The sequence below is a fragment of the Gordonibacter pamelaeae 7-10-1-b genome, from assembly GCF_000210055.1.
Lineage (GTDB): Bacteria > Actinomycetota > Coriobacteriia > Coriobacteriales > Eggerthellaceae > Gordonibacter > Gordonibacter pamelaeae.
The window spans coordinates 2,460,749-2,462,458 of sequence record NC_021021.1 but is presented as its reverse complement, the minus strand read 5'-3'; the positions used below and the strand labels follow the sequence as shown (position 1 = coordinate 2,462,458).

Sequence of the window (1,710 nt, the reverse complement as noted above, 5' to 3'; positions counted from 1 at the left end):
ACGCGGCCGCCGCGCTCGCGCGTCTCGGAGATGGCCGCCACCGTGCGCTCGGGCACGGTGTAGAACTCGGTGTGGATGACGTGCTTCTCGGGATCGTCCTCGTCCACGATGCGGAAGGTGTCCAGGCCCACCTCCAGCTCCACGGTCTCCCAGCGAACGCCCTGCTCGCGCAGGTGCTCGATGAGCTCGGGCGTGAAGTGCAGGCCCGCCGTGGGCGCCGCCGCCGAGCTCTCGCGACGCGAGTACACCGTCTGGTAGAGCTCCTCGTCGCCGGCGTAGTCCTTGATGTAGGGCGGCAGCGGCGTATGGCCCACCGCGTGCAGCGCCTCGTCGAGGGAGGGGAGCGGCGTGGTGAGGCGTGCCAGGCGCTCGCCCTTCTGGGCGTCCGGCAGCCAGTCGACGATCTCGGCCGACAGGGCCACGTTGCCCTCCGCATCGGTAAAGTCCACCACCGCGCCCGTGCCGGGCTTCAGGCGCTTGCCGGGGCGCACGAGCACCTCCCAGAGCGCGCTGCGGTTCTCGGTGGGCGTGCCGTGCTGGCGCAGCAGGAACACCTCGGCCGCCCCGCCCGTGCCGCGCTTCGCGCCCAAAAGGCGCGCCGGCATGACGCGCGTCTCGTTGGCCACCAGAAGGTCGCCGGGGCGCAGGTACTCCGCGATGTCGCGGAATACGCGGTCCTCAAGCGCACCGGTCGCGCGGTCCATGACCAGCAGGCGGCAACCGTCGCGTTCCGCGGCGGGCTCCTGGGCGATGAGCTCTTCGGGCAGGTCGTAGTCGAAATCGGAGGTCTTCATGCGGGCGGGTCCTTCGCGTTGTTCGCAGTCGGTTCGTCGAAGAGCCTATTATAGGCGTTCCGGCTCCGCCAAGGACCCCATTCCCAATTCCTCCCACGTCATCTCATACCACGACTCGATGGAAAGCCCCGGCACGCGCTTGAACTCGTCCACGTTGCCCGTGACGAGCACGGCATTGTTCGCGAGCGCCGTGGCAGCTATGAGGAGGTCGTTAGGTCCGATGACCTTACCGGCCATTTCCAGCTCCCCCCTTATGCGCGCGTAGATGTGCGCGCATTCGGAATCGAACGGAAGGACTTCGAAGGGAAGCATGAATTCATCGACGAGCCATCGCGTTTTTTCCGATTGCTTGCTTTTCACTATGCCGAGCCTCAGCTCTCCCTCCACAATGGCGGGAATTTTGAACAGGCGAGGGTCGCTGCTGCGCATCAGATCGTAAGCGTAGGGGAGGTGCCCGTGCATGAAGTCTATGCAAATGTTGGCGTCGAGGAGGTACATGCGCGCCGCCTACAGCGTCTTGCGAGGCGCGTCGAGCTCCCAGGGAATCTCCGGAGGCACCACGAACGTGTCGTCGTCGCAGGCGCCGTACAGGTTGAAGAACCCCCGGGGCCACCCGTTGCGCTCCTTGCGCTCGCGCAGCACGCCCGCCGCGTACTTCGAGAGCGTCTTCCCCTCGCGCGCGGCATCGCGACGCAGATCCTCCATCGTGGAATCGTCCACGTACAACGAAAGCTGGGCCATGTCACCCTCCCTTCGGTAGCAAATATACTTGTGAGTATACTTGCTAAAACTTTGGAAAGCAAGCCCATGCTTTGGCACGTGACGGCAGGGCTTGCGAGGCGCTTTGGCCGAAGGCCGGGCTACCGCTCGCCGCGCTCCTGCTCGCGCAGGGCGCGCAGGGCGGCGCGCTTGCGGG

At 66.0% G+C, this 1,710-nt stretch carries 3 protein-coding genes; all 3 read right to left on the bottom strand.

Going from position 1 to position 1,710, the window contains the following annotated elements:
- The coding region (locus GPA_RS11485; RefSeq protein WP_041240443.1) for an S-adenosylmethionine:tRNA ribosyltransferase-isomerase at window positions 1-794 on the bottom strand (794 nt) is incomplete at its 3' end.
- 48 nt (window positions 795-842) lie between these two features.
- Window positions 843-1,292, bottom strand: a complete 450-nt coding sequence (locus GPA_RS11480; RefSeq protein WP_015539961.1) for a type II toxin-antitoxin system VapC family toxin — start codon at window positions 1,290-1,292, stop codon at window positions 843-845.
- A gap of 9 nt (window positions 1,293-1,301) precedes the next feature.
- Window positions 1,302-1,535 carry a hypothetical protein gene (locus GPA_RS11475; protein WP_015539960.1) on the bottom strand — a complete coding sequence of 78 codons (234 nt, stop codon included), beginning with the start codon at window positions 1,533-1,535 and terminating at the stop codon, window positions 1,302-1,304.
- Window positions 1,536-1,710: the final 175 nt, after the last annotated feature.